This is a genomic window from Polyangium jinanense (genome assembly GCF_028435265.1).
Lineage (GTDB): Bacteria > Myxococcota_A > Polyangia > Polyangiales > Polyangiaceae > Polyangium > Polyangium jinanense.
Genome location: NZ_JAGTJK010000024.1, coordinates 13009 through 38911, shown reverse-complemented (window position 1 = coordinate 38911; position 25903 = coordinate 13009). Strand labels below are relative to the sequence as shown.

Below are 25903 nucleotides of genomic sequence, written 5' to 3'. Positions count from 1 at the left end.
CGTGCTCCGGCGGCGGCAGTGGTGCGATCATCTTTACGGCAGGAAAACGGTGATCACATACTCCGTTTTCCCTCCGGAAGGAACCCCAGATTGGGGTGCGGTGCAGCCTGCATGGTACAGGCCTTCGCCGAGCGCTTCGCATTGGCTCGCGCAAGGTCCCATGATCTCCATGATACCGCAGTCCTCGTCGCCCGCGCCCGCGAGACCTGCCGCGCAATCACGCGACTTGTTCCGGGCCTGCTCGACGTTCGCCGGGTTGTAACAGGTACGCAGATAGGGCTCGGGCAAGAAGACGTTTCCCCAGAACGCCCCCTCCTCGTAGGGGAATCCCTTGATCTCGGCGTCATGCACCTCCGCAAGCACATCGGCGGAGCCATGCATCGAGATCTCCACGGCCCTGCCGTAACGATTCGTGCGCGCGCCGAGGCACGCCGACACCCACTGCTGGCCCACCTCGTCGAGCGGCGCTTGCTCCCACGATGGGGCGAGCCCTGCGATGCCCTGGTACACTTCTCTGTGGACATCGCCGTGCAGGTCCGTCCAGGAGTACGAGAGCTCCTGGTCCGGTCCGAGGGCGCAGCCCACGGCATAACGGAGGAACATCCGCGCGAGCCTCCCCTGCTCCGAGGAGTCCTCGATAGCCGCGCGCGCCTCCGGCACCATCGCGTCCACCGAAAGAGGCGCCTTGGCGAAGTCCCCACCCGCCGTCAGCGCCTCGGGAACGAGCGCGTTCAGAATGTTGATGCCGAGGGCCGCCTCGCCCACGACCTCGTTGCTGTCCTCCTCGTCGAGATCCGGCCCCCCCACGCAACCGATGACCGGCATGACCGCTACGAGCACGAACGGAAAAAACGCGACCATTGATTTCCGAGACATGTACCCCCCCCGTCTCAGAGATTCCCCTCACGATAGCGCGAAACACGGAGCCGGCACAGGACACGACGAACTTGGAGTACGGGCGTCCTGCGAACGGGTGACCCTCGACGAGTGCATCGGGAATTGCCCTGATGCCGCGCTAGGGTCGGGGGGATCGGGAGCGGCCCCATCAGGCCCGTGCGTACCCTGATTCCATCGCGCGTCGCGGCGATCATTGGGCTTCGCGACAAGCACGGATACCGCGGAAATCGGTTGCCGACGCGGCGCATTTCGGGTCATACCCGTGGCGTAGGATCGCGATCGCACCGGGGGAGGGCATGATGGGTCGATCTGGGCTTCTTGGCGGAGGCGGGATGGGCGGCGGCGAGGATCACGACGTCCCCCTTGCTGTCGGGACGTCCGTTGGTGGTTACGTCATTGACCGGCTCGTCGCGCGCGGCGGGTGTGGCTCGGTGTACCGCGCGCATCCCGCGGGCCGCGCGGAGCCTGTGGCGATCAAGGTCCTGCATCCGACGCTCGCGCCGCTGCCGAAGATGATCGAACGGTTTGTCCGGGAGGTCGAGCTCCTCCGGCGCATCCGCCACCCGAACATCGTCGAGATCAAGGAAGTCGGCGCGCTCTCCTGCGGAACGCCGTTTTTCGTGATGGAGTATCTCCCCGGCGTCACGCTCGACGTCTTGCTCTCGATGCGTGGTCGCCTCGGCCCGGAGGAGGCGCTCGAGATCCTCGAGCCCGTGTGTGCGGCGCTTGGCGCGGCGCACGCGGCGGGCATCGTCCATCGCGACGTGAAGGCGAGCAACGTGATGGCGACGGGCGGGCTCGGCGGCGTGAAGCTCCTCGATTTCGGCATCGCGAAGCTCGTCGATCCGGGCACGTCGAGCGCGGGCCTGACCTCGGTGAACCGGCAGATCGGCACGCTCACGATCATGGCGCCCGAGCAGCTCCTCTGCGCGCCGGTCGACGCGCGCACCGACGTCTACGCGCTCGGCGCGCTCCTCTATCGCCTGCTCACGGGCCGTTTGCCGTTCGAGTCCTCGTTCCCCGGCGAGCTTGTGCGCAAGCACCTGGAGGAGCCTGCGCCGCGCCCGAGCGAGCGCGTCCCCGTCTCGCGCGAGATCGACGCGGTGGTCTTGAAGTGCCTGGAAAAACGGCCCGAGCGCCGTTACGAGTCGGTGCACGCGCTCGTGCGGGCGCTGCGCCACGCGACCTCGGCGGGCACGTTGCGCTCGTCCTCGCACCAGCTCCCGCGCTTCGCGGTGGGCATCTTCATCGAGATCCGGCTGCGCGCCGACGCCGAGGACGCGCCGGATCTTTTCGCGGCCGAGATCGAGCGGATCCTGGCGAGCGCCGAGGATCGGATGCGGAGCGCGGGCTACACGTTGTGTACGAGCACGAGCGCGGAGGTGCTCGGCCTCCGGCTGCTGCCGCGGGATCCTGTGAGCTGGCAGGACGAGCGGCAGGTGGCGCTCGATTTCGCGCTCGACCTGCACACGGCGCTCGCGTCGCGTTCTGGATCGGATCCACGCGTGCACGTGAACGTCTCGGCGCACGCGGGCGAGGTGGTGGTGCGCGAGCGAATCGACGCGGATCCGGAGATTGTCGGCGGCCCGCTCGCGCGCACGGGCGATTGGGCGTCGTCGGAGGAAACGCCCAATCTCTGCGCGACGTGGGAGCTACTCGACGGCCTCGGCGGCTTCGAGGCGGCGCCCGGCCCGGATCCGCTCGTTCTCGTGAGCCGCAGCGCGGCCTGAAAAAGCAATCCGAGGGGCGCCCTGCCCCTCGTTGATTCGATTTTCCGACATTTCATTCCCGCCTATCGCGACCATCGAGCGCCGACTTGGCGCAATGGCCGCGCACATTATTTCATTCAACTACAATTTATTTTCGCGACAAACCAATAAATATCACAAGCAACACGAACCAAAGTTTTACAAGAAACACGTTTTACTAGACAATCTAATTTATAGATTATTGATCATAATACACAACAACGCAACGCGTCAAAATCCAGGTGGGTTCATGACGCAAAAACCGACAAAAATGGCCCGAAAACACCCGGAAGACCGGAAAAAGCTCCGGAGGACCCCCGAGCGCCCCGCGCAGGCCCCTCGCCGATAAGGAAAAACGGCCCCAAAGTACTGGTAGCAAGATGTTTGGGTGACAACAATCAACAAATTCCACTACGGGCAAAAATCCACAGCACCAGACCGTGGCCCAAACTTCAGTTTATCTGGACAAACATGCCCGAAAGGACTGGTAGCAACATGTTTCAAACCAAACACAACATGAACAAAGAAACATTCACAACATTCGTATAGGTACGTGGTTTACCCATCAGTTCATCAAGACAAACCAACCCACGCCCCCCCCGCCGTCGTTGCCGGACGCGAGGGCCGGGGGATACGATGGGCGCCGGTCGACACCCCCCGGGAGCCCCCTACATGGCCGGACTCGGCTGGCTGCACCTCACGGACCTGCACGTCCGAACCCACGGCACGCTGTGGCAAAGGCCCCGCTTCCGCGAGGAGATCGAGCGGGACCTTGCGCAGCTCCACGCCCGCGCAGGCTCCCTCGACCTCATCCTCGTCACCGGCGACCTCGCGACGAGTGGCACGGAGAGCGAGTACGACCTCGTCACGGAGGGGCTCGCCTCGCTTCAAGACTTTCTCGCCCGGCTCGGCGCACGCCCTGCCCTGCTCGCGGTGCCCGGCAACCACGACCTCGTCCGCATCGCCAGGGGCGCCGCCCCGGAGCCGGAAAGCTGGGAAGGAGCGACACGCGAGGCGTTCTTCGACGACGCCGATCACCCGATGCGGCACGCGGTGGAGGCTGCATTCGCCCCGTTCAAGCAATGGATGAAGGCCTTCCACCACGAGCGCCCCGGCGACATCGAACTCCACCTCCGCCCGGGTCTTCTTCCCGGCGATTTTGCGGCCACGGTCACGAAAGACGGCCACCGTTACGGAATCGCCGGCCTCAACACCGCCTTCCTCGAGCTCTCCGCGTCGAGCGCCTATGGGCGTCTCGACATCGATCCGCGTCAGATCGAGGCGGCAGCGGGCGACCTTCCTGCCTGGTCCGAGCGCCACGACGCTTGTATCTTGCTCACGCACCACCCGCCTTCCGGACTCTCGCCCCGTGCTCGCGACCGGCTGGCACGGATGGCCCCGCCTGGCCGCTTTGCCGTCCACTTGGCTGGGAGCAGCCGCGGAAAAGCCCCCATTTTGTTGGACGAGCCCCATGCGCCGCTTTGCACGGCCCCTTTCTTCGGCGGCTGGATCACGCCCGATTCCATGGATGGATACGTGGTCGGTCGGCTCACGTTCGCAGACGCATTCGGCGAGGGGGTTCTCTCGTTATGGCCTCGAACCCTGGCCTCCTCGCCGCAAAACGAGGCCATGCTCGTCCCCGTCCCCACGCTGCTTCCCCTCGGCGTGGACGAATCGCTCCGACGGACGTTCGTCCACGGGCGCACAGCCCTTCCCGCAAAGGCCGACGATTTCGCGGAAGACGAAGCCCTCGAATTGCCGATCGCCGCAGAATTCGCCCCGCAGGCCGCAGCAAAACCCGTCCTATCGCCCGCGCCCGAGCCGCTCGAATCGAAGAAGGAGGCCGCTCCCCCGCCGCCCCCTCGCCCGCCGCCCATCGCCCCCTCCGTCGCCGCATTCGCTCCCTCCCCCGTCCCCGCGCGCGCCCCCGGAGCCACGCGCGGCCTCGCTCTCGGTCCCGCTTCCGCGCACGCCTCCGCCTCCGCTTCCGCACGCGCTCCCGCGCCCGCATCCGCTCCCGCTTCCGCGGATGTCCCCTCCGAATTCACCCTCCTGCGCTCCTTGCCCATCGACCGCGGCCCGCTCGCCCGCGTCCGGTTCTCGCCCCTCGGCGACACGCTCGCCGCCATTTCATTCTGGGGCAAGATCCACGTCTGGGACGCGGACACGCAATCGAATCGCTGGCTCGCGCGCGCCGGCTCCGACGCGATGGACCTCTGCTACGCCCCCGACGGGCGTCGCATGGCCACGCGTGCCGGGACGAACCTTTCCATCTGGGATGCCTCGAACGGCGAATGCCTCCGCACGCTGCACGAGATCTCCGGCACGAGCCTCGCCTGGTCGCCCGAGAACGTCCTCGCCGCGGGCATGCCCGACGGCAAGATTCTTTTCCTCGATGCCGACGGGCTCCTCCCCATCGGCTACCTCGATCACGGCTTTTGCCCCGATGGAATCCTCGCCCTCGCCTTCTCGCCCGACGGCGAGTTCCTCCTCTCCGGCGGCAAGGGCGATGGATTCGTCGCCATTTCCACGATCCCGGCGGGCACCTTGCCGCAAAATGGCTTCACCCGCGCCGCCCATTTCCACCGCGGCTCCGTCCTCGATTTCGCGTTCCGGCCCCGCACGCCCCACGTCGCCTCCGCCGCCGACGACGGCACCATCGCGGTCTGGAGCCTCCAGGATGGCGCCTTCCTCGCCAAGCTCGAAGGCCATTCCGCTGCCGTCACGAGCCTCTCCTTCTCGCACGACGGCCGCCTCCTCGCCTCCCGCTCCCGCGACGGCCTCGTCCTGCTCTGGCGCACGGATACCTGGGAGCCGGTCGCGCGATTGCGATCCGCCACGAATTACCTCGCAGGCGCCATCTTCTCCCCCACCGAGCCCACGCTCACCATTCCCTCGCCGACCGGCGCCCTCGCCCTCTTCAACGTCGATATCGACGCGCTCCGTGGCCGCGCCCCCTCCTCCACCACGCTCCACACCACCACGGCCAAGGTCGTCCTCCTCGGCGAGGGCCGCGCCGGAAAAAGCTGCCTCGCCCTCCGCCTCGCCGAGGATCGTTACGAGGAGCAACCTTCCACGCATGGAATGCGCTTCTGGCCCATTCGCGACGCGCGCCTCCCGCGCGACATGCCTGTCCCGAAAAACCATCGCCGCGAGCTCGTCGTCTGGGATCTCGGCGGCCAGGACGAATACCGCCTCGTCCATCCCCTCTTCTTGCGGGACACCTCCCTCGCCTTGCTCGTCTTCGAGCCCGGCCGCGGCAAGGCCGCCGAGAATGAAATCGCCTCGTGGAACGATCACCTCGGCGACGGAGGCGAGCACGACGACGCGCCTCGCCGATTGCTCGTCGGTACAAAACTCGACGACGCCGAGCGCGCCCCCGAGGATCGCTCCGGGAGCGAGCGCCTCCGCACCCACGTCGGCGCCCTCGCGTACGTGCCCACGAGCGCCCGCACGGGCCGCGGCATCTCCGAATTGAAGAGCACGATCCTTGGCGCCATCGATTGGTCCTCGCTCGGCCCGACGAGCCGCCCCGTCCTCTTCGAGCGCATTCGCGCGCATGTCGAGCGCGCCCGCAAGGCCGGCCGCGCCGTGCTCACGCTGCTCGAGCTCGAGGCCAGCGTGGCCCAGGACGAGACCGACGCCGAGCTTGCGGTCGCGATCCCCGCCGTCGCCTCGCAGCTTGCCCGCCAGGGCCTCGTCGCGGACATACGTTTGTCCGATGGAACCCGCGCCCTCGTCCTCGAAGTCGAGCAGATCGCCCGGTATGCCGGCTCCTTGATCCTGCTCGCCCGCGACAACCCCCACGGCGTCCCCGCGCTCGACATCGCCACGCTGCTCGGCCCCGCCGCGCGATTCCCGCGCATCCCGCCCGGCGAGCGATTACGCAAGGATCAGGAGCTCGGCGTCCTCGATGGCGTCATCGCGCTCCTGCTCGAACAAGGCACGTGTTTCCTCCACGAGGGATTGCTCGTTTTCCCCGCCCTCTTCCCGGCCCCCGCGCCCGCCGCCGATCCGGCCGATCCCGTCGCCGCCGCTTTGCCGGCCGCCATTCGGTACGAAATGAGCCGCCCCGCCTCGGAGGTGTATGCCTCCGCCGTCACGGCCCTCGCCCTCGGCCGGCGCTTCGGCCCCGCGCGCCTCGGCCCCGGCCGCGCCGATTTTGGCCTCCCGGGCGAAGGTCTGTCGCGGCTATCCATGACCCGAGCCCCGGGCGGAAAGGCGCGCGGGGGCCTCGAAGTCGCCTTTTCGCCGGACACGCCCGACGAGGTCCGGCGGCTTTTCGCGGGGTTTCTGGAGGATCACCTCAAGCAGCGCGGCGTCCATTTCGTCGAGCGCGCCTCCGTGCGCTGCGCGTGCGGGTACGTCTTGCCCGAGGACACCGTCAAGAGCCGCCTCGTCGGCGGCCATTCCGACATCGGCTGCCCCGAATGTGACGCCCGCACCCCGCTCGTCCCACGGGTCGAAGGGAAAGACGCGCTCGCCGCCCCGATCTTCGCCTTGCGGCGCGAGGCCGAGCGCCGGCGCGAGGAGAGCGTCGAGGCCGCGCGGATGGCCATGGCCGTCGCGCGCGTCACCTCGGACAAACCCCCCGCGCCCATTCGAATCCTCCACCTCAGCGACCTGCACCTCCACGAGGGCGACGACCCCGAGACCCTGCTCCAGCCCTTGCTCACGGACTTGCGCGACCGCGTGGAGGGGCTCGCCCTGGAAAAGCTCGATTTCGTGGTCGTCTCCGGCGACCTCTCGAACCGCGCGAGCCCCGGCGAGCTCGAGGCCGCGCGCCATTTCCTCTCGCGCCTTGCCGAGGCGATGAACCTCACCGCCGAGCGCTGCATCGTCGTGCCCGGCAACCACGATCTCGACTGGGACACCGAGGTCTACGATTTCAAGAAGCGGCGCGCCGTCGACCCGAAGCGCCTCGCGCCCGGCAGCTTCGTCGAGCAGGAGAGCGGCTACCTCGTGCGCGACGAAACGCGATATCCCGATCGATTCCGCAATTTTTCCCGCCACCTCTACCACCCGCTTTGCCTGCGCGAGTATCCGCTCACACCTGAGGAGCAAGGGATCGCCCTGCTCTTCCCGGCCGAGCGGGTCCAGTTCGTCGCGCTGAACTCGGCCTTCGAGATCGACGAATACCACCGCGGCCGCTCGGCCATTCACCCGGGCGCGCTCTCCCGTGCCCTCGCCGAGGCCGAGCGGCAGATCGAGGAGGCGCAGCGGCGCGGGGACCTCGACGCGAACGCCGCCGTCCTGCGGCTCGCCGTCTTCCACCACCCGGTGACGGGCAATGAAAAGATGACGGACGACGCTTTCCTTGAACGATTGCGCCGCGCTGACGTCCGGGCCGTCCTGCATGGGCACGTCCACGAGGACCGCGCCGATCTCGTAGGATACCTGCATCCCGCGCGGCGGATCCACGTCGTCGGCGCGGGCAGCTTCGGGGCGCCCGCTGACCATCGCCCCGCGTCCGTGCCGCGTCTCTACAACCTGATCACGATTCCGCGGGATCTCGGGCGAATGCGCGTCGACACGCGCTCGCTGCGCAAGGACGAGGGCATCTGGGAGCCCTGGTGCACGTGGCCGGGCGACAAACCTGGCGAGCGCCGCGCCCATTACGAGGTGCGGTGGGGCTGATCAGAGCTCGTCCGCGCCGATGTCGACCGGACCGTTTTTCCTGTTCTCCCCGTCGATGTCCATCGCGCCCACGTCGACCGCGCCGCTCCCCTTGTCTTTCGCGGGAGAGTCGGGCGAGAGGTGCAGATCACCGTTCAGCGGATTCACGAGCTTCGGGTCTACAGTGAGCGAATTCGCGCCGCCCGAAGCGCCGTCGAGGCCCCCGTTGAAGTAGATGTTGAAATCGAACACGTTCCCCGTGTTGCCGCTGCCCGCGATGACGACCGCGCTCGTGCCCATCGTCGCGACCACGATGTTGTTCTGAACCACGTTGCCCTCGTTGCGGTTCTGCAAGAGGATCGCCGCGTCCGCCCAGCCGTCGCGCGAGCAATTGAACAGCGTGTTGTTGACGATCACGTTGTTCTTCGCGGCCCCGCCCCCACCGCCGTTCCCGCTGCTGTACCCGCCGGTCACGATGCAGGTGACGTCGTTGTCGTGCAGAAAATTGTTCCGCACCACGATGGCGCGTGTCGACTTGCCGAACCACTCGCTCGCGAGCTCCACGCCGAGATCACAATCGTGGGCGGTGTTCCGCTCGATCATGAGATCCGCCCCGCCGTCCACGTAGAAGCAGCCCGCGGCCTTCTCGTTGCCATAGGCGGGATTGCCGGCGCTCGTGACGTCGTGCGCCAGGTTGCCCACGATGAGGCCTTTGCGGACGCGGTTCACGTCGGGCGCGTCGATCACGTCGTCCTGAGAGCAGGAGCCGCAGACATCGCCCTCGAACCCGATGAAATCGAACGCGATGTTGTTCACGTGGTGGACGTGGTTGTCGCGCACCTCGAAATCACGCACGTTCCCGTTCACCACGAGCGCCTCGCTCCAGCCGAGGACGAGATCGTGGAGCTCGTTGCCGAGGATCGAGATTCGCTCGGCCGGCGTGGTCTCCGTCCCGTACACCGCGATGCCGTGCGCGCCCGTGCCGTCGCCTCCGTTCTCGGCCAGGATGTCGTGAATGACGTTGTCGCGAATCACGATATCGTGCGCGGCGCCGCGGACCCAGACGCCCGCGGGGAAATTGCCATTTACGCCCGTGAGGTTGCGAATCTCGAACCCCTCGACGACGATGTGCGCCTGATCGACGATGTTGAACATCCCCACCTCGCCCATACCGATGAGGTTCGTTCCATCGAGGATCGGCCGCGCGCCGCAGGCCGCGCGCACCGTGATCGGCGCCCCGGGCGCGCCCGAGCGCGGGAACGTGATGCGCTCGTCGTACGTGCCCTGGCGGACGACCACGGTGTCCCCCGGCTGGGCGGCCTCCAGGGCGACGGCGATGTGCCGGAACGGCTCGGCCGACGTGCCCGGACCGTCGTCGTTGCCCGTATTCTCGACGAAATAGGTCCCCGCCGCCGGATCACAAGCGCCGCCGCTGCTCCCGCCGCCGCCGCCGCTTCCGCCGCCGCTTCCGCCCCCGCCGCCGCTCCCGCCTCCGCTTCCGCCGCCGCTTCCGCCGCCGCTTCCGCCGCCGCTTCCGCCGCCGCCTCCGCTTCCGCTCGCGCTTCCGCTCACGCCCGTTTCATTCGACGAGCACGCGAGGAGCCCGATCCCGAGGAGCGCCACCAAGAAACCTCGATGCATCACACCGCCCTGCCTTTCCGCATTACGCAGGCCGCAGCATACGCATTTTGTGGACGCGCGTCGCTCCCTCGTGGTTCAGTACATCCCCGTACAACGAGCGCGCGGCGCCACGTCGCGCGCCACGGAGGCATTCATGTCCGAATCCCGTGTGACGAGCCGAGGAGGGTCCGCTTGCGGCCGGGAGCACTTCCCGCTCGCCTCGCCCATGCTCGACGATCCGCGGCCCTTTTATGCCCGCGCGCGCCGCGACGAGCCCGTCTTCTGGAGTGATTCGCTCGGACTCTGGGTCGTGACCCGGTACGAGGACGTCTGCGCGGTCGCGAAAGACGCTTCGCGGTTCTCGTCGCTCGATTCGATCACGCCCAAGGCCGCCACAGCGCCTCCCCCGCCGGAGCTCCTCGCCGAGCTCATGAAGGGGTATCCGCTCCTCCCGAGCCTCGTCGACAGCGATCCCCCGATCCACACGCGCGGGCGCGCCCTCGTCACGAAGGCCCTCTCGCTCCGCCGTCTCGCCGCATTCGAGCCGATCCTCCGCGACATCGCCGAAAGGCTCGTCGACGATTTCCTCACGAAAGGCCACGTCGAGCTCGTGCACGCCTTCGCGATCGCATTGCCGGGAAACTTCATCGTCGACCTGCTCGGGCTGCCCCGCGAGCACCTCGATCAGGTCGATCGCTGGACCACGAACAGCACCGCAATCTTCGCCGGACAGGATCCGCTCCCGTCGCTCCTCGAGCATGCGAAGGGGTTCGTCGCCTTCCAGCATTACCTGGCCGACGCGATCGAGGACCGTCGGAAAAACCCCCGCGACGACGCACTCTCCGATATCGTCACCGGCGCCGCGGCCCTGGATCCGCCGTTCGGCGTGGCCGAGCTCGTCAACATGCTCCTGCAGATTCTCTTCGCCGGCTACGAGACCACAGCCGGCCTCATCGCGGCCGCGGCGCTCGAGCTCGCACGTGATCCAGAGCTCTTCGCCGCGGCACGGAAGGACCCGGGCATCATCCCCTCCATCGTTGAGGAGGTCCTGCGCACGGCCTCCCCCATTCACGCGATGTACCGCACCGCGCTCGAGGACGTAGAGATCGGCGGCGCGCACATCAAAAAAGGCGAGCGCCTGCAGATCGCGTACATCTCGGCGAACCACGACGAAGCGCGCTTCGAGGAACCGCTCCGGTTCGACCTCCGCCGAACGGCGCCGAACCTCGCATTCGGACACGGAATTCATTATTGCATCGGCGCGCCGCTCGCGCGCCTGGAAGGCCGCATCGCGCTGGAGGTCTTGACCCAGCGCCTGCCAGGCCTGCGCCTCGTCCCGGGCCAGAAGCTCACCTATTTCCCGAGCGCCACCGCCCGCCGCCTCGAATCGCTGGAGCTCGCCTGGGACTGAGCATTGGTCTCATCGCGAGGCGTCGCGCCGGGGCGCTGCCCCGGACCCCGCGGGGGCTGTTCGCCCCTCGACCCGAACCAGGGCAAGCCCTGGACCATTTGGGGAAGAACTGCGCGATGCGCAGTTCTTCCCACAGGCCGGTGGCAAGACCATGAAGGTGCGTTCCATGCTGGCGACGGGGACGTTGCCGTTGAATCGTCAGCGCTGCTGTCTTGCCTGGCCTGTTCGATGAACTGCGCATCGCGCAGTTCATCGACCCCGGGTCCAGCGCTTGCGCTGGTCCAGGTCCAGGGGCGGATAGCCCCGGTGGGGCCTGGGGCAAAGCCCCAGCGCAGCGCCTCCCACATGAGACCCATTCCCGGATGACCGCGTTCGTCAGAGCATCCCTTCGCCCTTCAGGATGTCGTAGGTGATCTTCGCGGCCTCGGGGCCGATCTTCGTCTCGTCGTTTGATCGAATGCGGCACGCGAACACCCAGGTGCGACCTTCCTTCTCCAGCGCGCCGACGAACCACCCGACCATGGAGAGCGGCCCTCGCTGGCCCTCCGGCACTGCGCTGCCCGTCTTCCCGCTGAACACCACGCTCGCAGGAATCTGATCGATGAACGGAAGCCGGTCGCGCACGTGCTCTACGGCGTCGCCGCGCAATTCGAGGGTCTTCTTCACGACGGTCGTGGCGCGTGGCGAGACGGGCAGCTTGTTTTCGTAGAGAGCGGCGAGGAAACGGCGTTCTTCGCGGGGCGAGATCGTGAGCGTGTCGTTCAACCAGAACATGGTCACGTCGCCCGAGGGATCGGCATTGCCGTATCGAAACGCCGAGAGATAGGCGCGATATCGCGGCTCGCCGACCTGCTCGGCGATGCGCTGGAAATACCAGACCGTCGAGTGCCACATCGCGGTGGCGAGCGAATGATCGCGGTTCCACGTGGCGCGCCATCGCTCCTTGCCGTCCCAGCGAAACACCGTGGTCTCGTCCTGCACCACGCCCGTGTCGACCGCGATGAGCGCGTTCGGGATCTTGAACGTCGAGGCGGGCGTCGTGCGCACGTCGCACTCGTCGCCGCCGTACTCGACCGTCGCGCCCGTGCCGACCTCGACCATGGTGAAGCAGCCGACGAGCCCGGAAAACCGGGACGCGGCCGCCTTGGGGGTCCGGGGCACGCCGGGGTCCGGGATCGTGGCCGCCGCGCCCTGCGTGCAGCCCGCGGCGAGGAGGAGCAAAGGCGCGGCGAGGAGGCGCGCGGCGGTGGCGAGGGGACGCATGCGTGTGGTCATGACGCGCGAACGCCCCCGCCGACCGACGCATTTCCGGCCGGGGCACTTTTCGCGGCGCGCATCGATGGTTGACACGAAGCGACCGTCGCGGCTAGGAGAAGCCCGATGGTCGATTCCGGACGGCTCGACGTCGCCGTGCTGGGCGCCGGCGTGATGGGGCTCGTCGCCGCCGTCACGCTCGTGCGCGCAGGGCTCCGGGTCGTGGTCCACGAGCGCGCCGCCGATATCACGGCGAGCGCCGCGTGGCGCTCCGGCGGCATGCTCGCGCCCGACTGCGAGGCAGAGATCGCCGAGCCGCTCGTGGTCGCCCTCGGCCGGCGGTCGCTCGCGCTCTGGCCGTCGCTCGTCCCGGGCGTCGAGACGAACGGAACCCTGGTCGTTGCCCCCCCTCGCGAACCGGGCGTGCTCACCCGATTCGAGCGGCTGACCCACAATCACCGGAGCCTCGACGAAGAGGCTCTCGGCGCGCTCGAGCCCGCCCTCGCCGGCCGCTACCGGCGCGGGCTCTTTTTCCCGCACGAAGGGCACCTCGACCCGCGGCGCACGCTTCGAGCGCTGCAGACGTGGCTCCGCGAGGCCGGCGTGCCGATCGAATTCGGTTTCTCCGGAGATCCCGATTCCTTGAACGCCGACCGTATCGTCGACGCGCGGGGCCTCGGCGCCCGCGACAGGTTTCCCACGTTGCGCGGCGTCAAAGGGGAAATGGCCCTCGTCCGGAGCCGGGACGTTTCGCTCGCGCGGCCCGTGCGCCTGCTCCACCACCGCCATCCGCTGTACGTGGTGCCGCGTGAGGGCGGCGTCTTCATGATCGGGGCGACGACGATCGAATCGGAATCGCCCGATCCGAGCGCGGAGACACGCGTCACGTTGCGCTCGGCCGGCGAGCTCCTCACGCAGGCGTATGCGCTCCACCCCGCGTTCGCCGAGGCGGAGATCCTGGAGCTCAACGCGGGGCTCCGGCCCGCCTTCCCCGACAACGCGCCGCGGATCGAGATCTCCGGGCGCACGATCGCCGTGAATGGATTGTATCGCCACGGCTGGCTCCTCGCGCCGGCGCTCGCCGCGCGGATCGTCGACGTTCTCCTCGGAAAGGTCCCCACGAACGAGGTCATGCATGCGGATCCGGCTGAATGGTGAACAGATCGATACGACGACGAAGGATCTCGCTGCGCTGATCGAGGACCGAGGGTTCGACGTCTCGGTGGTCGCGACCGCGCTCAATGGCGAGTTCGTGCCGCGCGCCCTCCGGGCCGAGACGAAGCTCGCCGAGGGCGACGCCGTCGAGGTGCTCCGGCCCATGCAGGGAGGATGAGCATGGTCGATTTTTATGGGCGCACGTTCGAAAGCAGGCTCCTCCTCGGGACGGCGCGATATCCCTCGCCCGAGGCGCTCGGCCAGGCGGTGGCGCGCTCGGGCACGCAGATCGTGACCGTGTCTTTGCGGCGTGAATCCGCGGCCGGCGCGAAGGCGGGTCAGGCCTTCTGGGAGCTCGTGAAGGCGCTCTCCGTGACGGTCTTACCGAACACGGCCGGCTGCCATTCCGTGCGGGAAGCCGTGACCACGGCGCGGATGGCGCGCGAGGTCTTCGGGACGCCGTGGATCAAGCTCGAGGTCATCGGCGACGACGTGACGCTCCAGCCCGATCCCTTCGCGCTCGTGGAGGCGACACGCGCGCTCGTCGCGGAGGGCTTCGAGGTTTTTCCTTACATGACGGATGATCTCGTGCTCGCCGAGAAACTCGTCGAGGCGGGCTGCCGCGTGCTCATGCCGTGGGGCGCGCCGATCGGGACGGGCCGGGGGCTCAACAATCCCTACGCGCTCCGGCTGCTCCGAAAACATTTCCCGGGGATCACGCTGGTCGTGGACGCGGGCATCGGCGCGCCGAGCCACGCGGCGGCGGCGATGGAAATGGGATACGACGCCATTCTGATCAACACGGCCGTCGCGACCGCGGGAGATCCGTCGGCCATGGCGGAGGCGTTCGCCGAGGCCATTCGCGCGGGGCGAAGGGCGCACGAGGCGGGGCTCATGGAGCCCACGGACCTCGCCACCGCGTCGACGCCGACGTTCGGCGCGCCGTTTTCACCTTTCGCAGGCTGATTCGAGGAGCGGACGATGCTCGTGCTGGATCGATTTTACCTGATCGTCGACAGCGCCCGGTGGCTCGATCGCCTGCTCCCGCTGGGTTTGCAATTCGTACAGCTCCGCATGAAGGGGCTCGAACCAGCAGCGCGGCGGGCGGAGATCGCGGCGTCCATCGAAAAGTGCCGGGCGCGCGGGGCGACGCTCGTGGTGAACGATTTCTGGCAGGACGCGATCGATCTCGGCGCGGAATGGGTGCACCTCGGGCAGGAGGATCTCGCGGAGGCCGACGTCGCGGCGATCCGGCGGGCGGGCCTCAAGCTCGGCGTCTCGACGCACAGCCACGAGGAGCTCGATACAGCGCTCGCGCCCGATCCCGATTACGTGGCCCTCGGCCCGGTGTATCCGACGACACTCAAGGTGATGCCCTGGGCCCCGCAAGGGCTCGATCGGATCGGCGAATGGAAGCGCATCGCGCGGCGGCCGCTCGTCGCGATCGGAGGAATCACGCTGGAGCGCGCCGAGGGCGTGGCGCGGGCGGGCGCGGATTCGATCGCGGTCATCTCGGACGTCCTTTCGAATCCGGATCCCGAGGCCCGCTGCAAGGCCTGGCTCGACGCGCGGGCGACGTGGCCACGCGCCCCGGAATGACGGACGTTCTCCACGACGCGGCTCCGCGCTACGCTGGCGGCAAGAGGAGCCGATCATGAAGAAGCTGGGTTACGAGGTCACGGTGAACGGGCCGGGCGCGCTTCCGCTTTCGCGGGCCGAGGTGTGGCGGGGGCTCGAAATGAAGGCGGAGAACGCGCTGCCGTTCGTGCCGGGAATGACACGATGCGACGTCCTGGAGAAGGGCGACGGCTGGCTTCTGCGCGAGATCGAATTCGGCGGTCAGCCCATCCGAGAGCGCGTGACATTCGAGCCCGAGACGCGCGTGCATTTCGAGCGGGTCGCCGGGGCGCCGGGGTGGGTCGACAACGTGATCGACGAGCAGCCCGACGGCTCGCTCGTGCTCCGCTTCGTGTTCGGCGTGCCCGACGAGGACGAGGCCAAAGCGCGGGAGCTCGAGCCCGTGTATCGGAAAGCCGTGGCGGCGACGCTCGCGACGGTGCGGCGGATGGTCTCCGAAGGGACGATTCCGCGGCGCTGAGGTTCACCCGCGCCGCTTCGACGCGACGTACGCGAGCCCCTGCGCGTTGAGCGCCAGATCCAGCTCCAGATGCGCGCGGTCCTCGGCGTCGAGCGAGAGCCCCGCCTCCTCGGCCGCGCGCTCCATTTCCTTGTCGAGCGCCCCACGAATCATGGCCTCGGCCTCGGTCGGCGCGAGCGACACGGCCGCATCGACGAGCGAAGCGGAGAGGTCAATCCACCGATGAAGCTGCGCGGCCACCACGTCGAGGTCCTCGATCTCGCCAAAATGCGTGAGCGCCACGCGCCGCGCCCCCGACGTCCGGACCACCTCGATGCTCGCGTGCGCCGTCTCCGCGTCGAAATCGGTCGGGCTCGTGGACGGGAAAGCGAGGCGGCGGCCGCGCTGGAGCCGCGGATAAACGAGGCCAAACGTATCCCCGGTGAACACGGTCTCCCGGGCCGGATCGAGCACGACGAAATGGTGGTTCGCATGCCCGCGCGTATGCACGAACGTGAGCGTCGCACCGCCAAGCGGGGCGGTCTCGCGGTCCTCGAGCGACCGCACGCGCGCCGCATCGATCGGCAAGATCGTCCCGTAAAGCTCGGCAAACCGCGCAGCGCCGTAAACAGCCTCGGCGCTCTTGACGAGCTTCGACGGATCGACGAGGTGGCGCGCCGCCCGCGGATGCGCGAGCACAGTCGCATTCGGCAGCGCAGCGAGCAACGCCGAAGCGCCCCCAGCATGGTCGAGGTGGACGTGCGTGACGATGACCCACCGCACAGCCTCCCGCGCAATCCCCTCACGATCGAGCGCCGCAAGCAGCCGGGGAACCGCATGCGTGGTGTTCGTCTCCACGAACGCCGCTTCGTCGCCCTCCACACGGAGATACGCGGCGGCGATGTCGGGCCCTAGGTAATCGCAGTCGATCGTGACGAGGCGCGAGGAGCTCATGTGTCGAGCTTAGCAGACCTGGGCCGCTGCGCTGGGGCGTTGCCCCAGACCCCACCAGGGGCTATCCGCCCCTGGACCCGGACCAGCGCAAGCGCTGGACCCAGGGTCGATGAACTGCGCGATGCGCAGTTCATCGAACAGGTCGAGGCAAGACCAGGTACGACCCTGCCAACCAAGACCGCCATGACTGGCAACGCTGTCCCTGGTCTTGCCACCGGCCTGCGGGAAGAACTGCGCATCGCGCAGTTCTTCCCCCTGAGGTCCAGGGCTTGCCCTGGTTCGGGTCGAGGGGCGAATAGCCCCCGCGGGGTCCGGGGCAGCGCCCCGGCACAGCGCCCCGGCCAACTGGCACAGTGCCAACGGAATGACTCCGACAAACCCTCGGGCAAACACGCGCTGCTTTCTCGTTGACGCGTCCCGGACGGCTCGTGTAAGGCATACCCTGGTGCGCGCGGGGGTGGGTCTTCCGTCCTCGAACACGAAAACGCAGGTAGGGAGGAAAGAGACGATGAGCAACGTCGACGGACACGACGCTGGTACACCCACGTGGTTCGACCTCATGACGCCGGACCTCGCGGGGGCGCAGAAGTTTTACGGGGAGCTCTTCGGATGGACGTTCATCCAGGGCAAGCCCGAGATGGGCTATTATACGATGTGCCAGAAGAACGGCCGTAATGCCGCCGGCATGGGCAAGCGTCCCGAAGACGCGCCCTACCCCACGGCGTGGAGCGTCTATTTCGACAGCACGGACGTCGACGCCACGGCCGCCAAGATCCGCGAGTTCGGCGGCCAGCTGGTGATGCCGCCGATGGACGTGATGGATCAGGGCCGGATGTGCGTTTGCGTCGACCCGACGGGCGCGACCTTTGGCTTCTGGCAGGGCCGCTTGCACAAGGGCGCGCAGGTCATCGACGAGCACGGCGCGATGACCTGGTGCGAGGTCGCCACGCGCGAGAGCGAGAAGGCCGCGGCGTTCTACAGCAAGGTACTCGACGTCGAGGCCCGGAAGATGCCGATGGAGATGCCCGGCATGACGTACTACACGCTCCACAAGGGCGAGAAGGCCGTCTCCGGTATCATGCAAATGAACGAGCAGTGGGATGCCTCGATCCCGCCGCACTGGATGCCCTACTTCGCCGTAGATAGCGCCGAGGACGCGTGTAAGAAGATCGAGGCGCTCGGCGGCAAGGTGATGCACGGGCCCTTCGATTCGCCCTACGGCCGCATCGCCGTGGTCGCGGACCCCTACGGCGCAACCTTCTCCATCATCAAGCTCTCCGCCGCCGCAATGGCCGCCTGATTCCATTTGAGGCCGCTTCGCTGGGGCGTTGCCCCAGGCCCCACCCGGGGCTATCCGCCCCGGGACCCGGACCAGCGCAAGCGCTGGACCCTTGGTCGATGAACTGCGCGATGCGCAGTTCATCGAATGGGCCAGGTCAAGACCAGCGACGACCCTGCCCACCAAGACCGCGGCGCTGACGATTCAACTGGCAACGTGCCCGTCGCCAGCGTGCAACGCACCTTCCTGGTCTTGCCACCGGCCTGTTGGAAGAACTGCGCATCGCGCAGTTCTTCCACCCCGAGTCCAGGGCTTGCCCTGGTTCGGGTCGAGGGGCGAACAGCCCCCGCGGGGCCCGGGGCAGCGCCCCGGCGCAGCGGTTTGCATTCATGACGCACGCAGGGCAAGACACCCTTGCGAGGACTTCGTCGAAGGCTCCCATGTCGGCACCCTGTCAGCGCGCGCGACGGCGCTCCAGGATTGCGCGTTCGCCCCAGGGGCACGCAAAATTCTGCGGCTTCGTGAGGATCCAGAGCGTGGGGATGGGCGGCGGCTCCTCGGGGAACGGGCCTTCGCCGTCGGTGAAATACACGATTCCGTCGGGCGTGTGTGTGCGCCAAAAACTCTCGGCGAAAACCTTTCGGAGATCCGTACCGCCGCGACCCTGCACGTCGGTGAGCACGCCGGTGAACGGGTAGACGCGCTGGATCTCGCAATCGCATTCGACCACCGTGATCCGGGCCTCCTCGGCGAGCAGCGCGAGCTGTTTTCCGATCTCGGCGAGCTCGGCGTCCGTCATGCTCATCGACGTATCGATCGTCACGAGTACGCGCGGCCGCGCCATGGCCCGCGGCGACCACGCGCGCCCCGGGACCTCGCCGATTCGCGTGGGAAAACGCCGGCTCGGCCGCGCGAATGTGCCCACGGGCGTGCGCCTTCGCGACGTGAACATGCGCAGTGCCGTTTTCCAGTCGACGTAACATTCGGGCGGCCCGAGCACGCCGTCGAGCTCCGCGAGCAGCCGCCCCGGCTCCTTTCCCGCGAGCAGCCTGCGCTCGGGCGGCCCCTCCGGCCCCACGTCTCCCGCGGTGTCCATCGCCCGCGCCACGAGCATCCGGGCTTGTTCCACCGAGCCGGGCGCGCCTGCCGCGCGCCGGAGCAGCTTGTGCTCGTCGACCGTCTCGCCGCCCGGCGCGTGCTTGGCCGTGAATTTACCAGCCCGCGCCGCTTCGAGCAGTTTTTCGTAGCGCTCCAGGCTGCTCTGGCCCGCACGAATGCCGAACGACGTGTATTTTTGCCACGTGATCGGGTCGGGCAACGGCTCCTCGATGAACTCGTTCGCGCTCATTTCGAGCGCGAGATCGAGGAGCTCCGGCTCGGCGGGATCCGCGAATTTGGGGTGCGAGAGGTGCCCGAGGACCACGTGATGCACCTCGTGCAGGAGCACCCCGCGCAGCCATTGCGGCTCGCGCAGGAACGAGTCCACGTTCACGTGCAGGAAAAACCGACCTTCGTGGAGCGAGACGGCCATCCGCTTCACCGACGGATCGGCGACGGGCACCATTTTCGCGAGGACGGCCGCGTAATATGGGTATCGCCGCGCGAAATCGCTCGTCCGTACGAAATCGTCGAGGAAGGCGCGGACGGGATCGACCATGACGGGGGGTTTGGGGGCGGAGCTCGGCTCGTCCGAGCGTAGCCACCATCGTTTGAACGTCAACCGGGGCGGATGGGGGTGATGCCGAGGCGTTTGCACGTCGCCACGAGATCGAGCGCCCAGCGCTCGGGCAGCTCTGCGAGCAGCACGCCGAGGCTCGCGCGGACGACGTTGCTGCGCTTGACCTCCGCGAGCTTGGTTTGTCGTTCGAGGTGCGACGAGAGCGCCGTCACGGAGAGCCCCACGCGGTGCTGCTTCAAAGGATCGGCAGCCCAGCCCTGGAGCTTGCGTTGCGCGGGGCTATTCGCGTAACGCTCGCAGAGCTCCTCGGGGCGCACGTCGATGAGCGAGGTCGCCGTGGGGTTTCGCCCGAGCGCCTCCACGAGTTTGTCCCGCTGATCGCCGGGCAGATCCGCGAGCAGCGCCTCGAACGAGGCGAGCGTGATTTGACGCTCGCCGGCGAGCACGCCGGCTTCGGGCCCTTCGAGCAGGCGCACGAGGCGCGTCGTGATCTCGTCGAGCCGATCGGTTTGTCCGGCCTCCGCAAAACCCCGCACGGCGCGCGAGAGATCGGCGCGGCGATCGTAGTCGGCGAGCAGCGCGCGCACGTCGAAGGGCAGGCGGCTCGACCACACGCCGCGGCTCGAAACGACGAGCTCGAGCCACGACGTCGGCAAATACCCCGAGAGCGCGTCGCGCAGGAGGCCCACGTTCTCGATTTCCTCGGGGCGCAGCGTCTTGAGCAGGTGCGAGACGTACGTCCAGGTCCGCGGCGGCACGTCGTCGAGCACGCGCTCGTGCGCCTGCGCGATCGCGATGACGCCGGGGTGCACGTCGTTCACCTGCGCCCACGCGAGCCAGCTCGGGCGATCGGCGCGCACGGGCAGGCTCAGAAAGCGGGCCCGGAGCGCCTTGTCGAGCGGCGTCACGTGATAGCCTTCGCTTTCGGGGTTGACGGCGGCGAAGCAGGCCCAGCCCGGAGGCAGCTCGTATCCGTGCAGGCGCCGCGCGCTGAGGAGCTGCAGCGCCGGCTGCTGGATGTAACGCTCGGCGCGGTTCAGCTCCTCGAGCATCAGGATGCCTGCGCCGTCTTGCGGCAGGATGTCGGGCACGGCGTAACGCGTGCGGCCGTCCTGAATGACGGGCAGGCCCACGAGGTCCGGCGGCTCGAGCAGTGACAGGTCGAGCACCACGTGGGCGATACCGAGGCGATCGGCGAGCTTCTTGACGATGTCGCTCTTGCCGATGCCGGTCGGCCCTTCGAGCAGCACGGGGCGGCGCGCTCGATAGGCGAGCTCGAGCACGGCTTCGAGCCGGGGGCCGACGGGGATGTGCGCGGTGCGGCTTTCGAGGACGGGAGTGGGAGAAGGCTTGGCCACGGGATGCTTTCGGCTAGCACGTGCGCGGGCCGCCGCCACGTCCCTTGCGAGAGCTCGTTTCCCTGGGACATCGGCCCTTGCGCACCGAAACGTGGTTCCTTATCCTCCCGGGCTCGCGCACGGGGGGCGCGCGAGCCGCCCCGTCCACGCCGGAGAGAGCCATGACGATGTCCATGACTTCGAGCGCCGAGAGCCCCGCGCCGCCTTATCTTTCGGGCAACTATGCGCCCATCGATCGCGAGATCACGACGCACGATCTGCCCGTGATCGGCGAGATTCCGAAAGACCTCGCGGGCGTGTTCGTGCGCAACGGCTCGAACCCGCGATTCCGGCAGAAGGGGCGTTATCACTGGTTCGACGGCGACGGCATGATCCACGCGCTCCAGTTCGAGGATGGGCGCGCGAGGTATGCGAACCGCTGGGTGCGCACATGGGCGTTCCTCGAAGAAGAGAAGGCGGGCGCGTCGCTCTGGACGGGCGTCACCGAGCGGCCCGATTTCACGAATCCACGCGGGCCCTTCAAGGACACCTCGAACACCGACCTCGTGTTTCACGGGGGCCGGCTGTATTCGCTCTGGTGGCTTGGAGGCGCGGCCTATGTCGTGAATCCGCTTTCGCTCGAGACCTGCGGCACCGAGACGTGGGGCGACAGGATGCCGACGATCTCGGCGCACCCGAAGGTCGACGCGGTCACGGGCGAGATGATGCTGTTCGATTACAAGCCGTACCCGCCGTACCTCACGTACGCCGTCGTCTCGCCCTCGGGCGCGCTCGTGCACAGGACTGAGATCGATCTGCCCGGCCCGCGCCTCCAGCACGATCTCGCGATCACCGAGCGTTTCACCCTCTTCTTCGACATGTCGATGCAATGGGACCCGGCGCTCCTCGCCGTCGGCAAGACGAAGGTCAAATATTTTCGTGACAAACCGGCGCGGATCGGCTTGCTCCCGCGCCATGCGCCGGGGTCGCAGATTCGCTGGTTCGAGACCGAGCCGTTTTACATGTACCACACCATCAATGCATGGGAGGAGGGAGATCGGATCGTGCTCGTCGGGTGCAAGATCGACGCGCCCGTCGTCGGGGATCCGCAAAATCCCGCGCGCGAGGTGCCGACGATCGGGTTCTTGCGGCTCGAGCCGAACCTGTATCGATGGGAGCTCGATACGAAGACGGGGGGCGTGAAGGAGTCGCGCCTCGACGACGTGCTCACCGAGTTCCCGCGGATGGATAACCGCGCGCTCGGCCGGAAGACGCGATATAGCTACAACCCGCGGCTCCACGCGTCTTCGCCGACGCTGCTCTTCGACGGCGTGGTCAAGTACGATTACGAGGCGGGGACGAGCGCCGCGCATTCGTATCCGGCGGGCCGCTTCGGCAGCGAGGTCGTGTTCGCGCCGCGCGTGGGCTCGGTCGGCGAGGACGACGGTTATCTCGTGACGTTCGTCGTCGACGAGGCGAGTGGCGAGAGCGAGGCGTATGTACTCGACGCGAAGGACGTCACGAGGGCGCCTCTCGCGCGGGTAAAACTCCCGCAACGCGTACCGACCGGGTATCACGCGTGGTGGGTGCCCGGATCGGAGATTCGAGCGTAACGCCGCGGGGCTTTGCCCCGCACCCCAGCAGGGGGCTGTCCGCCCCCTGCACCCCGGACCAGGCACGGCCTGGACCGAGGGCCGAGAAACCGCGCGATGCGCGGTTTCTCGGACAGGTCCGGGGCAAGGCCACGGACCACGTTGCCAACCAAGACGGCAGCGCTGCCCCAGCCTCCAGCAGACACGTCGGCGCTGCGGTTTTGACTGGCAAGGTCGTCGCCAGTCTTCCCCCGGCCCGGTCTTAGCCCGGGGGGGTCCGCAGTAAATCGACCACGAGTCCAGCGCTTGCGCTGGTCCGGGTGCAGGGGCGGATAGCCCCTGCTCGGGTCCGGGGTGAAACCCCGGCGCTACGCTGTCGAGCACCACCTCAGGGCGGCACGAGCGTCCCTTCGGCGAGAACGACTTCGCCTTCCACGACGGCCTGATCCGAGTCCTCTTCAATCGGGTGCTCCACCCGCTCGTAGGCGACTTGCCAGAGGATCGGCGCGCCTTCCGCTTTTTCGCCGAGCGACAGCGTGACGACGGTTGGCGCGCCGGGCATCACGCGGTCGTCGCCGGTGAGCACCTTGATGGAGCGGCCGTCGCGGCCTTTGCCGCGGCCGAAGCGCCGCGAGAGGTATCGGACGTTCTCGGAAAGCACGCTTTGCTCCGGGCCCACGGCCTCGGCGCGGATGGCGAGGCGCCGGAAGAGGTCGCCGGTGGGGAATGCGTGCCCGAGGGCGAGGGGCTCGATACGCACGACGACCGCGCCCGTGCCTCCGCGCGAGGCCGTGATGCGGGCCGAGGCGCGGAGGAGCGCGGGATCGCGTGAGGCCGGGAAACGATGGCTGCGGTGCTTCGACGCGCCCTCGCCGACGAGGGGCATGTGGCATTCGGCGCAGCTTTGGCCGGCGAACGGCGAGGCGCGATGCTCGCTCGCCGTCGATTGCATGAAGAGCGGCGCGAAGCGGCGATCGGGATCGGGGAAGGAGAATTCGTGGCAATGGGCGCACGCGGAGGCCGAGGCAAAGGCGGCGTCGCGCGCGACCGGATGCAGCGCACTTCGCGGCGTCTCCCGCGGGGCGGCGAGCACGTGCGCGAGGTCGCCGTGGCACGAGGTGCACGCGACGCCGAGGGAGCCGAGCTCGGGCGGCGGATCGCGCATCGGATCGGCCTCCGGCGCGTGGCAGCCGCGGCAAAAGGGCAGGGGCTCGATGGCGAGGGCCCGTTGATATGCCGGATCGTCGTGGGCCTTCTTGTGCAGCGAGGCGCGCCATTCCGCTGCGATATCCGCGTGGCAACCCTCGCAGCGGGTGTTCTCCTCGGCCGCGTGGGCGCGGCGTGGCACGGGCGCGGGCCCCGGCATTCTCGGTGGCTCGGCTGATTGCGCGGCGGCGAGCCCGAAGAGCCCCGAGGCGAGCGTGGCGAGGAGGACGATCCTTCCGGAGATCATGGGTTCGCCTTGACAATCTCCCCGGTGCGCAGGTCGATGCGGATATCGCGGTTCGTCCGGGCGGGTTTGCCGCAGAGGAGCTGCGGCGTCGAGTTTTTTACACCTTCCTGCACGGTCTTCACGAGCTTCTGGCCGATGGAAAAACTCGGCACGAAGGCCACGAAATAGCGGCGCCCCGCGTCCTCGGTCTCGGCGAATTTCACGCTCGAAAGCTCGGTGTGGCCCTTCAGCGCGGCGCGGGTCAGAGGAAAATCGTAATCGGGCGGGGCCACCTTCGCGAGCTTGTAGAGCACGACGAAGAGCTCCTTGCAGCCCGGTGTCCCGGGCGTGATGCGGGAGAAGGCGTGGAGCTCGGTCTTGGGTGCTGGGCGCGGCGGCGGCGCGCCTTCCGCGGGCTCGTCCGGGGCGTCGAGATCCAGCACCTTCGTGGGCTTTTTCGTGGAGAGCACCGTCACCTGGCCGCCGGCGCGCGCCGGGACGAGGATCTCGTCGCCGCGGAAGAGGATGTCGATCGGCGTGCCTTCCTCCCGGGGATCGAGCTCCGGCAGCGGGATCACGCGGAAGCCGTCCTTTTCGAGGGTCAAGAGCTCCTCGGAGCGGCCGGCCCAGATCTTGTCGTCCGGGCCGACCTTTGCCCATTCGATCGTGTTGTGTATGCCGCCGGGCGTGAAGGTCGTCCATTTCCCGGACGTGTATCGATCGAGCCCCTTCTCGCGCAGGAGCCAGAGCGAGCCGTCTTTCGTGCGGAAGGCGTCGTTCACGCTCTCGCTGCCGCCGGGCGAGATGTCGCTCCAGCTCTTGCCATTCCAGTGCGCCGCGTAGGCTGCCCCGCGGTCGCCGGGCAGGGCCACGGCGAGGACGTCGTTCGGGCCGAGCACGTAAAAACGCGAGCCGGGGCGGAGCGAGGTCACGACGTCGGAGCCCGGCAGCACATCGATCACCGACGTGCGTGATCCCTTGGGCCAGCGCTCCACGGCGAGCGGTCCCGCGCCCGATTGCCCGTAAAACGAGGGCTGGTCTCCCTCACGGCACTCCTTCCCGAAGCCGATCAGGTCCCCCGAAGGTAATGCCCTGAGGTCTGCATGCCCGAGCAGCTTCGTCTTGCAGCGCCCCGTGCCCTTGGCGATTTCGGGCACGGGCGGGCTGCTTCCGCCGGGGCCGAGCACGAAGATGGGCTTGGCTTCGTCGAGGTTGGGATCGTTGATCTCGTAAAGCGCCCGATCGCCCCAGGGCGCGCTCGAATAGATCCCGCCCATATAATACGCGGACGAGACCGCGGGTGGCATGGGTTTGTCCGGGTCGCGGGCCCAGGCCGAGCCCTTCCACGAGTAAAAGACGTCCTCGCCGCCGCGCTCGCCGGGCAGGTTGAGCCCGAGCTTGCCGTGCTTTGGCAGATCCCCCGTGATCCACATGACGTAAAATGCATTTTGCTCGCCGAGGCCCTTGAGCCCGGCGTAGAGGCTTCCATCGACCCGGGCGCCGTTTCCGTCGATGCGAATGGGCGTCGAGAGGTAATCACCGCTGATCGCAGCGATGAACGAGGGGAGCACGAACATCCGGAAGCTCGGCTGCCCGTGCACGATCAGGGGGTAAAAGGGGCTCGGCGGCCGCGCGGGTTTTTCGGGGGCGGGGCTCGGCGTTTCGTTCGTGGCGGGCGCGGCTTCGGGCGGCGGCGCCGTGCTCGCGAGCGGGGCCGGGGATTCCGCGGGCTTCGGGGCGTTCGCGTCGACCTTTGCCGGGGTTTGCGGCGCGCCGCATCCGAGCGGGAGGGCGGCGAGGAGCGCGGCGAGGGCAGGGGAGGGCGAGCGACGGGCGCGGGAGACCATGCCCGA

Annotated in this window: 18 protein-coding genes; 10 read left to right on the top strand and 8 right to left on the bottom strand. The window is 68.1% G+C overall.

Annotated elements, in window-relative coordinates; all coding sequences use genetic code 11:
- Positions 1–33 precede the first annotated feature (33 nt).
- On the bottom strand, positions 34–876 hold the full coding sequence (locus KEG38_RS32935) for a hypothetical protein (protein WP_272424038.1): 843 nt from the start codon (positions 874–876) through the stop codon (positions 34–36).
- Between the two features lie 317 nt (positions 877–1193).
- On the opposite strand from KEG38_RS32935, the gene KEG38_RS32930 reads away from it, so the two are divergent.
- Together KEG38_RS32930 and KEG38_RS32925 are read left to right on the top strand one after the other, a co-directional pair.
- Positions 1194–2627 (top strand): serine/threonine protein kinase, encoded by a 1434-nt coding sequence (locus KEG38_RS32930; protein ID WP_272424036.1) that lies wholly within the window; start codon positions 1194–1196, stop codon positions 2625–2627.
- A gap of 690 nt (positions 2628–3317) precedes the next feature.
- Positions 3318–8282: a metallophosphoesterase gene (locus tag KEG38_RS32925; protein WP_272424035.1), complete on the top strand. Its 4965-nt coding sequence runs from the start codon at positions 3318–3320 to the stop codon at positions 8280–8282.
- On the opposite strand, the gene KEG38_RS32920 is transcribed toward KEG38_RS32925, so the two are convergent.
- Entirely contained in the window at positions 8283–9884 is a 1602-nt protein-coding gene (locus KEG38_RS32920; protein ID WP_272424034.1) for a right-handed parallel beta-helix repeat-containing protein, read from the bottom strand.
- A gap of 151 nt (positions 9885–10035) precedes the next feature.
- On the opposite strand from KEG38_RS32920, the gene KEG38_RS32915 reads away from it, so the two are divergent.
- On the top strand, positions 10036–11292 hold the full coding sequence (locus KEG38_RS32915; protein ID WP_272424033.1) for a cytochrome P450: 1257 nt from the start codon (positions 10036–10038) through the stop codon (positions 11290–11292).
- Positions 11293–11667: 375 nt separating this feature from the next.
- Here KEG38_RS32915 and KEG38_RS32910 read toward each other — a convergent pair whose 3' ends face one another.
- On the bottom strand, positions 11668–12567 hold the full coding sequence (locus KEG38_RS32910) for a penicillin-binding transpeptidase domain-containing protein (protein WP_272424032.1): 900 nt from the start codon (positions 12565–12567) through the stop codon (positions 11668–11670).
- A gap of 105 nt (positions 12568–12672) precedes the next feature.
- Between KEG38_RS32910 and KEG38_RS32905 the strand changes: the two genes are divergently transcribed.
- From KEG38_RS32905 to KEG38_RS32885, 5 genes are read left to right on the top strand one after another with little or no spacing between them, the layout of a single operon-like run.
- A complete protein-coding gene (locus tag KEG38_RS32905) occupies positions 12673–13704 on the top strand; it encodes an FAD-dependent oxidoreductase (protein ID WP_272424031.1) in 1032 nt (343 codons plus the stop codon).
- Entirely contained in the window at positions 13682–13879 is a 198-nt protein-coding gene (gene thiS / locus KEG38_RS32900; RefSeq protein WP_272424029.1) for a sulfur carrier protein ThiS, read from the top strand. The genes KEG38_RS32905 and thiS overlap by 23 nt, the downstream gene beginning before the upstream one ends.
- 2 nt (positions 13880–13881) lie before the next feature.
- Positions 13882–14667, top strand: coding sequence for a thiazole synthase (locus tag KEG38_RS32895; RefSeq protein WP_272424028.1), 786 nt, complete (start codon positions 13882–13884; stop codon positions 14665–14667).
- 15 nt (positions 14668–14682) lie between these two features.
- Positions 14683–15300: a thiamine phosphate synthase gene (locus tag KEG38_RS32890; protein ID WP_272424027.1), complete on the top strand. Its 618-nt coding sequence runs from the start codon at positions 14683–14685 to the stop codon at positions 15298–15300.
- 55 nt (positions 15301–15355) lie between these two features.
- Positions 15356–15799 carry an AtaL-like protein gene (locus tag KEG38_RS32885; RefSeq protein ID WP_272424025.1) on the top strand — a complete coding sequence of 148 codons (444 nt, stop codon included), beginning with the start codon at positions 15356–15358 and terminating at the stop codon, positions 15797–15799.
- 3 nt (positions 15800–15802) lie between these two features.
- Here the strand turns inward: KEG38_RS32885 and KEG38_RS32880 are convergent, their stop codons facing one another.
- Positions 15803–16732, bottom strand: coding sequence for an MBL fold metallo-hydrolase (locus KEG38_RS32880; protein WP_272424024.1), 930 nt, complete (start codon positions 16730–16732; stop codon positions 15803–15805).
- 508 nt (positions 16733–17240) lie between these two features.
- Here KEG38_RS32880 and KEG38_RS32875 point away from each other — a divergent pair.
- Positions 17241–18032 carry a VOC family protein gene (locus KEG38_RS32875; protein WP_272424022.1) on the top strand — a complete coding sequence of 264 codons (792 nt, stop codon included), beginning with the start codon at positions 17241–17243 and terminating at the stop codon, positions 18030–18032.
- A 433-nt stretch (positions 18033–18465) separates the two neighbouring features.
- Here KEG38_RS32875 and KEG38_RS32870 read toward each other — a convergent pair whose 3' ends face one another.
- Positions 18466–19668 carry a vWA domain-containing protein gene (locus KEG38_RS32870; protein WP_272424021.1) on the bottom strand — a complete coding sequence of 401 codons (1203 nt, stop codon included), beginning with the start codon at positions 19666–19668 and terminating at the stop codon, positions 18466–18468.
- Between the two features lie 59 nt (positions 19669–19727).
- Positions 19728–21047, bottom strand: a complete 1320-nt coding sequence (locus KEG38_RS32865; protein WP_272424019.1) for an AAA family ATPase — start codon at positions 21045–21047, stop codon at positions 19728–19730.
- A gap of 161 nt (positions 21048–21208) precedes the next feature.
- Between KEG38_RS32865 and KEG38_RS32860 the strand changes: the two genes are divergently transcribed.
- The gene (locus tag KEG38_RS32860) at positions 21209–22639 is read left to right on the top strand and encodes a carotenoid oxygenase family protein (RefSeq protein WP_272424017.1); all 1431 of its coding nucleotides are present in this window, start codon (positions 21209–21211) and stop codon (positions 22637–22639) included.
- Positions 22640–23006: 367 nt separating this feature from the next.
- Here the strand turns inward: KEG38_RS32860 and KEG38_RS32855 are convergent, their stop codons facing one another.
- Both KEG38_RS32855 and KEG38_RS32850 read right to left on the bottom strand, forming a co-directional pair.
- Positions 23007–24071 (bottom strand): multiheme c-type cytochrome, encoded by a 1065-nt coding sequence (locus tag KEG38_RS32855; RefSeq protein ID WP_272424015.1) that lies wholly within the window; start codon positions 24069–24071, stop codon positions 23007–23009.
- A complete protein-coding gene (locus KEG38_RS32850; protein ID WP_272424013.1) occupies positions 24068–25897 on the bottom strand; it encodes a hypothetical protein in 1830 nt (609 codons plus the stop codon). The genes KEG38_RS32855 and KEG38_RS32850 overlap by 4 nt, the downstream gene beginning before the upstream one ends.
- Positions 25898–25903: the final 6 nt, after the last annotated feature.

What these genes read in the sequence shown, in the direction of transcription:
- KEG38_RS32935 (WP_272424038.1), bottom strand. Translation starts at nt 876, where the DNA reads ATGTCTCGGAAATCAATGGTCGCGTTTTTTCCGTTCGTGCTCGTAGCG.
- KEG38_RS32930 (WP_272424036.1), top strand. Translation starts at nt 1,194, where the DNA reads ATGATGGGTCGATCTGGGCTTCTTGGCGGAGGCGGGATGGGCGGCGGC.
- KEG38_RS32925 (WP_272424035.1), top strand. Translation starts at nt 3,318, where the DNA reads ATGGCCGGACTCGGCTGGCTGCACCTCACGGACCTGCACGTCCGAACC.
- KEG38_RS32915 (WP_272424033.1), top strand. Translation starts at nt 10,036, where the DNA reads ATGTCCGAATCCCGTGTGACGAGCCGAGGAGGGTCCGCTTGCGGCCGG.
- KEG38_RS32910 (WP_272424032.1), bottom strand. Translation starts at nt 12,567, where the DNA reads ATGACCACACGCATGCGTCCCCTCGCCACCGCCGCGCGCCTCCTCGCC.
- KEG38_RS32905 (WP_272424031.1), top strand. Translation starts at nt 12,673, where the DNA reads ATGGTCGATTCCGGACGGCTCGACGTCGCCGTGCTGGGCGCCGGCGTG.
- thiS (WP_272424029.1), top strand. Translation starts at nt 13,682, where the DNA reads ATGCGGATCCGGCTGAATGGTGAACAGATCGATACGACGACGAAGGAT.
- KEG38_RS32895 (WP_272424028.1), top strand. Translation starts at nt 13,882, where the DNA reads ATGGTCGATTTTTATGGGCGCACGTTCGAAAGCAGGCTCCTCCTCGGG.
- KEG38_RS32890 (WP_272424027.1), top strand. Translation starts at nt 14,683, where the DNA reads ATGCTCGTGCTGGATCGATTTTACCTGATCGTCGACAGCGCCCGGTGG.
- KEG38_RS32885 (WP_272424025.1), top strand. Translation starts at nt 15,356, where the DNA reads ATGAAGAAGCTGGGTTACGAGGTCACGGTGAACGGGCCGGGCGCGCTT.
- KEG38_RS32880 (WP_272424024.1), bottom strand. Translation starts at nt 16,732, where the DNA reads ATGAGCTCCTCGCGCCTCGTCACGATCGACTGCGATTACCTAGGGCCC.
- KEG38_RS32875 (WP_272424022.1), top strand. Translation starts at nt 17,241, where the DNA reads ATGAGCAACGTCGACGGACACGACGCTGGTACACCCACGTGGTTCGAC.
- KEG38_RS32870 (WP_272424021.1), bottom strand. Translation starts at nt 19,668, where the DNA reads ATGGTCGATCCCGTCCGCGCCTTCCTCGACGATTTCGTACGGACGAGC.
- KEG38_RS32860 (WP_272424017.1), top strand. Translation starts at nt 21,209, where the DNA reads ATGACGATGTCCATGACTTCGAGCGCCGAGAGCCCCGCGCCGCCTTAT.
- KEG38_RS32855 (WP_272424015.1), bottom strand. Translation starts at nt 24,071, where the DNA reads ATGATCTCCGGAAGGATCGTCCTCCTCGCCACGCTCGCCTCGGGGCTC.
- KEG38_RS32850 (WP_272424013.1), bottom strand. Translation starts at nt 25,897, where the DNA reads ATGGTCTCCCGCGCCCGTCGCTCGCCCTCCCCTGCCCTCGCCGCGCTC.